Origin of the sequence: Lactiplantibacillus brownii (genome assembly GCF_031085375.1) — a bacterium.
GTDB classification, from domain to species: Bacteria; Bacillota; Bacilli; order Lactobacillales; family Lactobacillaceae; genus Lactiplantibacillus; species Lactiplantibacillus brownii.
Map to the genome: position 1 here is coordinate 24,263 of NZ_JAVCWF010000008.1, position 6,856 is coordinate 31,118.

Genomic DNA, 6,856 nt, shown 5'->3' on the forward strand with positions numbered 1-6,856 from the left:
ATAACAAAAAAACTGGCATTGGTGTGGTCCAATGCCAGAAATTTTACAGCCAATATCATTTGTTTTTTAGATCATCAACAGTATTAATATTCTTCATATATTTGGGAACTGCCAACCCTGTTTGAGCACCCTTCAAATTTTTGCGCAATTGAACATACTTACCTTTGTACTTCTTGGCATACAAGCCATGGGTAACTGGTAACTCAGCAGTCACGGAAGCGTCAGAACTACCATTAGCTATCGAATTCCACATAACTCCCACGTCTAACTGTTGCATTGTAGCTTTATATCCTTTTTGCTTCAACAAAGTCGTTACTAAAGTGGTTGTCGCAATTTCATAGTCATATGGTGTATAAACTAATTTAATTTTTTTGCCATGACCGTTTGGCACCCCCGCTGTCCATGCTTTGACTTGTTTAGGATGGTTTTTAATAAACTGATTGACAGCTTTTTGCTTATTCATGCCACCGTTTATGTTCAGCATTACTGGATTTGACATTGAAATTGTCCAATGGAAATTCTTTAGTAACTTAGTAGCACCTGGATTATCTTTTTCCAACCCTTTACGTGTAATGGTGCGCATTGATTCACCATTACCATAAACATGTTTTGGATCTTTTAAAAATTTCAACGAATATTTAGCAACCATCCAGTGTGGCTGCCAGCCAGTAACAACGATAGGCTGTTTATTTTTAACTGCCTTGGATAACGTGCTAATCATCGCAGCTGTAGAACTTGGCATGATCTGCCAGTTAGCCTGTTTCAACTTATATTTTGACAACAATGTTTGTGTATTAGCCATTACACCCGCGCCAGCTTCGATCCCTGTAATCGTATAATTGATTTGCGGTCCTAACTTTTTATGTGAGTCGTATTCAGCTGGTTTAGCACAAGCACTAACTATGGCTGTCAAACATATAATCACTGTGGCCATTTGCAAATAACGGAGAATTCTTTTCTTCAAACTAATCATTCCCCCTTTATTTGGATGTTTTGTTGAACGATTGTGTGATTCGATCCAAAATAATAGCTACAATAACCACAGCAATTCCTGCGGCAAATCCTGCCCCGGCATCATTACGCCCCACAGCAAAGTAAACCTGAGTTCCTAAACCAAGGGCGCCAATCATTGATGCAATCACGACCATTGAAAGTCCAAGCATCATCGTTTGATTAATTCCGGACATTATTGTTGTTTTTGCTAGTGGTAACTGTAATTTGATTAGCTTTTGCCAGCTGGTCGAGCCAAAGGAATCCGCTACCTCGATCAAGTCACTTGGCACCTGCCGGATTCCCAAGTTTGTCATTCGCACTGTCGGTGGCGTCGCAAAAATCACTGAAGCCAACACCCCCGGTACCATCCCGATACCAAAAAATGAAACGGCCGGTATTAGATAAACAAACGCTGGCAAGGTCTGCATGAAGTCAAGAATTGGTTTGATTACGATCTCAGCTCTTGAACTTTTTGCCATCCAAATTCCAAGTGGAATCCCAACAACGATTGCAATCAAACTAGACGACAAAACTAACGTCAAGGTCTGGGTCATATCACGCCAGTATCCTAAGTTCCAGATCAATAACAGCCCCAAAACTTCAAACACCATGAAACTAATTTTCTTTTGTCCTCGTTTAACCCAGTACGTGAGTGCTAAGACCACCAAGATAAAGACCCATTGCGGCAAGAAGTCAAAAGCCCATTGAATACCGTCAATGATTACCTGGAAAAAGATCGTCACACTATTAAAAAATCCGGTAAATTGACTCAGCCAGTCAACACCTGAGTTGATCCAATCCGCTAAAGGTATTTGTCCAATATTCATTAAGCACTCACCTCTTCCCCAGCGATAGCCGCCAAAACAGAACTCCGTAGAATGATGCCTAGTAGATGATCGTCATCATCCAACACGACATAAGGAATTGCTGCCTTCGAAATATCGTTAATCAATGCATTGATTGGCATATCCACACTTGTCTTAGGCACGTCTGTCCTAAGAACTGACTTCAGGTCTTCACTGCCCTTCTTAATCAGATCCGAAACATCATGCGCATCGGCAAAACCCACGAATTTGTTGTCATTATCAACCACGTATATTGAAGAGATATCGTTGGCTCGCATTCTCCGCAAAGCCACCCGTGGTCCAGCCTTTCCAATATTAACCACCTGGGCCTGCGTCATTACACTACTTGCCGTCAGGACCTTTGTCCGGTCGACCCCTTCGATGAAGCGTTCTACGTAATCATTAGCCGGGTGAGTCAAAATATCTTCCGGATTATCAATTTGTTCGATATGGCCATCACGCATGATCATAATCCTATCCCCTAATTTCAAAGCTTCGTTCAGGTCATGGCCAATAAAAATGATCGTTTTATGCATTTTTTCTTGAATTTGCAATAACAAATCCTGCATTTCTTTCCGATATAACGGATCCAAGGCCGAAAATGCCTCGTCCATCAACAGAATCTCGGCATCATTGGCCAAAGCGCGCGCGAGACCAACCCGCTGCTGCATCCCGCCTGATAACTGATCTGGATATTGGTCGTCATACCCGGTCAAGCCGACTAGTGTCAATGCTTCATGAGCTTTCCTGTTTCGTACATCTAACGGAAACTTTTTAAGCTCCAATCCATAAGCCGCATTTTGTAATACGGACTTATGCGGAAACAAGGCAAAATTTTGAAAAACCATGCCGATCTTATCTTGGCGCAAGTGACGTAATTCTTCCTTACTGAGGCCCATCACACCTTGTTCATCGATTTCAATATCCCCATCAGTCGAATTTATCAAGCGGTTGATCATTCGGATAATCGTAGACTTTCCACTTCCAGACAGCCCCATGATTACAAACAGTTCACCTTCATTAACAGCAAAACTAGCTTGATTAACTCCAACAGTACAACCTGTCTGCGAAAGGATCTCTGCTTTAGACTTTCCCTCACGCAACAATTTTTTTGCTAGAGATATTTGCTTTCCAAAAATCTTAGTTACATTTTTAACTTTAACTTTTTCTACCAACATACACCTCCATGTATTAGCATGTTACCCAGATTATTATTCATAAGGAATAATAATCTGGGTAACATGCGCCACGCGCTTGGGTAGACATGGTGTATAACGCTATGAATGAGTCAAAATAAAATTTATATTTTTTATATTCACCAATTTGTTCTAAACCAAGAAATTAGCACCATATCCAACCAATTTCATCTTACTCAACCTTCATAAGGCGTTCAAAAACTTCTTGGTTACCTAAAAGTACTATAATCCACTATATCAAAATTTTGATTTTTTTAAAAGTCTCCAGCTTTAGAACGTGATTAGAATTTTTTTAATAGGGCGAATTTACAATTGAAATGCAACACAAAGTAAAAAAATAAACCCATACCGGGTAGAATATGTTTAACGACCAAATCAAACAATTCGAGGTATCCGGTATGAGCTATAAACATCTTACTATAAAAGAACGTGAAATACTTATGTTTTTACGAACTAAGGGGTTATCTATCCGGGCTGTTGCGTTACGGCTGGGGCGAAATCCAAGCACTATTTCACGGGAGTTAAAACGTTGTGCAGGTAATTATTCCCCAAGCAAAGCAGATAATGACTATCATCAAAAGCGGCAGAATTGTCACAAGAAGCGGCTATTAGACAGCCATCCACAATTACGCCGTCAAATTGTTCATTACATCTTAGATCTGCACTGGTCACCAGAGCAGATTACCGCTCTCTTTAATAAGGAACATCAATGGTGTGTTAGCTACAACACAATTTACCGTCATATCTATCAACACAATTTAGGTGAGAAGTACTCCTCACGTGGTGATACCGGTATTCAGCGCCATCTCAGACATAAACATCGGACTCGGCATTCAAAGAATACTAGACGACATCGAGAAGTACAGACCGACTATATCTCGATCCATGAGCGCCCTGGTTTTATCAACCAGCGTCAACGTATAGGTGACTGGGAAATTGATACTGTGATTGGTCGAACGGGTCACTCCATCCTTTTAACGGTTGTCGATCGGCTTAGTCGGCTTACGCTTATCAAAAAGGTTGTGCAAAAGGACTTGCAGGAGATAAATAAAGGCTTAGTTGAACTGTTAGGGGCCATTCCTAAAGAATTTGTTCATTCTATTACACCAGATCATGGGACCGAATTTCTTCATCTTGATGAAATCAGCGAAAGGTTAGGTGTTACTGTCTATTGGCCCGATCCATATTCGCCTGAACAGCGTGGAACAAATGAGAATACAAATGGATTAATCCGGGAATATTTTCCCAAGCGAACAGATATTGATAATTATACAGAACAGGACGTTGAACACTGCCAAAAGCAGTTAAATCAACGTCCTTGCAAAGTGTTAAACTATGAAACCCCATATGAAGTATTTTTTGACAAACCGTTGCACTTAGTTTGACAATTCGCCATATATAATTAAGCAATGCACCTTAAAATCGCTTAGAAGACGTTTTAAAGGGTCTATACGGTGTGCTGTGTTGTGGTGTGTGATTGCTTGGTGTTGAACGTATAGATTTAGATACTATTTGGTCGTGAAATATTTATCCCGCTACTTTTATTCTAGTAATGTTGATACAATCTACCAAATATTACAATTCATTACAAAAACGGCCTTATATTACAAGCACCCCCTAAAAACGTAATGTTCTGATTATTGCACTGCAACACTCACTAGTTATACTAGTCACTGTTGATTGGTTGAGACATCAACTGCTCGACCAATAGAAAATATATGTAAATAATCGAACACACGCAAATTATAGGAGAGTGTATTATTTATTATGAAGATCAAAAACCTTGTATTATCATCAACTGCTGCATTAGCTTTATTCGCTATCTCAACAACGGTTGCCAACGCTGATACTTATACTGTTAAGGCCGGCGATACTGTTTCAGCAATTGCCCAAGCTCACAACACTTCAGTTTCAGCCATTGAAAAGGCAAACAAGTTAGCTAATGTTAACTTAATCTTCATTGGTGATAAGCTTGAAGTCAATAGTACTACTACAACAACCACGACTTCTGCTGCTACAAGTGCTGCACCACAATCAGCAACTAGCCAAGCTACTTCTTCAGCTGCTTCAACAACCTCAACGACTTCAACACAGACGACTCAACAAACGACCACGACACAATCATCAGCTCAGACTAGTCAAACTCAAGCTCAACCGAGCCAAGCTAGCCAGACCCAATCAAGTCAAACACAAACTAGCAAACCTGCTGCTCAGACGACTCAAACGTCTAGTTCAACATCAAACTATAGCAACAATGGTTCTGATAGTGCTGCTAAGGCTTGGATTGCTGGTAAAGAATCTGGTGGTTCATATTCTGCTCGTAACGGTCAATACATCGGTAAGTACCAATTAAGTGCTTCATACTTAAACGGTGACTACTCCGCTGCCAACCAAGAACGTGTTGCTAACAGTTATGTTGCTTCACGTTATGGTTCATGGAGCAACGCCAAGAGTTACTGGCTTGCTAATGGCTGGTACTAAAAAGCCACTTTAAATTAATAAATAAATGCAAAGATTGCGGATCATTTCTGATTCGCAATCTTTTTTTCTACTATTAAGTCCGTGCTGAAGCACGTGTGTCCCCCCACCAATACCCATTACAAAGTTACTCAGTTGCTAAGTGACTTTATAATAGGCCTTAGAGCATGCTGACAACCCGTTATTTAGATATGCGATATGCTTATTCTAGCAACCGCTTTAAGACGGACACGATCCAGACCTGCTAGTTGTCTCCCCCAATCGACGACCCACTCTCCCAACCAAAATACCGCATGTTTTTATTTAACAATTCACCAACCTTAACGGAGAAAATCCAACTAATTTCCTGACTAAGTACAGTCCCGAACCCCCGACAGTTTGACGACTAGTCCACAACGACAACCACATACCATTATACTAACCTAGTAACGTTTTAGTAGCGATCGTCATGGGCTACTTTTGGCATAAACCTACTATAATAATACTTAATTAATCGACGCCTTCGTTAACCGACCACAAGTGACTACACGATGCGCAACTTCTATCAATTATCTACTTTACCGAAAAATAATTAGTCAGTGCCACGTCTCCAAGCAATAAAATGACTAGTTAAGTGTCACTGTAATCAGACTTCCCGACAAATTAACCCGTCAAAATTCACTAGTTAAGTGCTTAAAATTATCAATAATCCTCGTTGACTTTTCATAAATCGACCAAAAGTGATCACTTTTATCGGATAAAGCGGCTAATTTTCATCATTAGTTTCCCCGCTTAATCATTGTCGTTATTGATTTTCCGGTTAGTTAATCGGGATTGGTAGCGCTATTTTACAATTTACCATTTACACAAGATTCTTGACGCTACCAATTTTTCTTGTTTCTGCCCAATTGATTCAATTCAGTAACTATGACAACACCACCTTAACAAATCATAATTTGGATAATAGTATGTTCCATTTGAAAGCTAAGCCTTATAATTAGCATAGGGTTAATAGCTCTAATCAAAATACCCACAAAAGGCCTGCTCAACTAACAATTGAGTAGGCCTTTTGTAGTACAAATTAATCCTTATCACAACTAACCTCAATAGCACAACAGGTATAAATAGTGCCTAAAATCCCTAAATAAATTTCTCTCACAACTGTTTAATAAAGCGGCAATCCCCGTTGTACATGATTAATTAAACATTCAATTCTTAAAACACCTATTTTTAAATCGACTTAAACCTTCGCTGTTGCGTGCGTTTACTAATCCCCGTCTTTCGTTCAATCATCTTATAAGTCATGCCTTGTTTTCGCAACTCATAAGCAAATCTGATCTGTTCATCAGAATACGTTTTCGGTCG

At 39.8% G+C, this 6,856-nt stretch carries 5 protein-coding genes and 1 pseudogene; 2 read left to right on the plus strand and 4 right to left on the minus strand.

Going from position 1 to position 6,856, the window contains the following annotated elements:
• Window positions 1–55: 55 nt before the first annotated feature.
• The 3 genes from RA086_RS15740 to RA086_RS15750 are packed head-to-tail and all read right to left on the minus strand — an operon-like array spanning window position 56 to window position 3,013.
• Window positions 56–973: a glycine betaine ABC transporter substrate-binding protein gene (locus RA086_RS15740; RefSeq protein WP_013356274.1), complete on the minus strand. Its 918-nt coding sequence runs from the start codon at window positions 971–973 to the stop codon at window positions 56–58.
• A gap of 7 nt (window positions 974–980) precedes the next feature.
• Window positions 981–1,820, minus strand: coding sequence for an ABC transporter permease (locus tag RA086_RS15745; RefSeq protein ID WP_013356275.1), 840 nt, complete (start codon window positions 1,818–1,820; stop codon window positions 981–983).
• Window positions 1,820–3,013 (minus strand): quaternary amine ABC transporter ATP-binding protein, encoded by a 1,194-nt coding sequence (locus tag RA086_RS15750; RefSeq protein ID WP_027822877.1) that lies wholly within the window; start codon window positions 3,011–3,013, stop codon window positions 1,820–1,822. The genes RA086_RS15745 and RA086_RS15750 overlap by 1 nt, the downstream gene beginning before the upstream one ends.
• Before the next feature lie 419 nt (window positions 3,014–3,432).
• Between RA086_RS15750 and RA086_RS15755 the strand changes: the two genes are divergently transcribed.
• Window positions 3,433–4,419, plus strand: coding sequence for an IS30 family transposase (locus RA086_RS15755; RefSeq protein WP_027822878.1), 987 nt, complete (start codon window positions 3,433–3,435; stop codon window positions 4,417–4,419).
• 382 nt (window positions 4,420–4,801) lie between these two features.
• Window positions 4,802–5,515, plus strand: coding sequence for an aggregation-promoting factor (gene apf, locus RA086_RS15760; RefSeq protein ID WP_308704633.1), 714 nt, complete (start codon window positions 4,802–4,804; stop codon window positions 5,513–5,515).
• Window positions 5,516–6,721: 1,206 nt separating this feature from the next.
• Here apf and RA086_RS15765 read toward each other — a convergent pair.
• Window positions 6,722–6,856: pseudogene (locus tag RA086_RS15765) on the minus strand (recombinase family protein); the annotation flags it as partial.

Coding starts and splice junctions, on each gene's coding strand:
- apf (WP_308704633.1), top strand. CDS start 4,802: ATGAAGATCAAAAACCTTGTATTATCATCAACTGCTGCATTAGCTTTA.
- RA086_RS15740 (WP_013356274.1), bottom strand. CDS start 973: ATGATTAGTTTGAAGAAAAGAATTCTCCGTTATTTGCAAATGGCCACA.
- RA086_RS15755 (WP_027822878.1), top strand. CDS start 3,433: ATGAGCTATAAACATCTTACTATAAAAGAACGTGAAATACTTATGTTT.
- RA086_RS15745 (WP_013356275.1), bottom strand. CDS start 1,820: ATGAATATTGGACAAATACCTTTAGCGGATTGGATCAACTCAGGTGTT.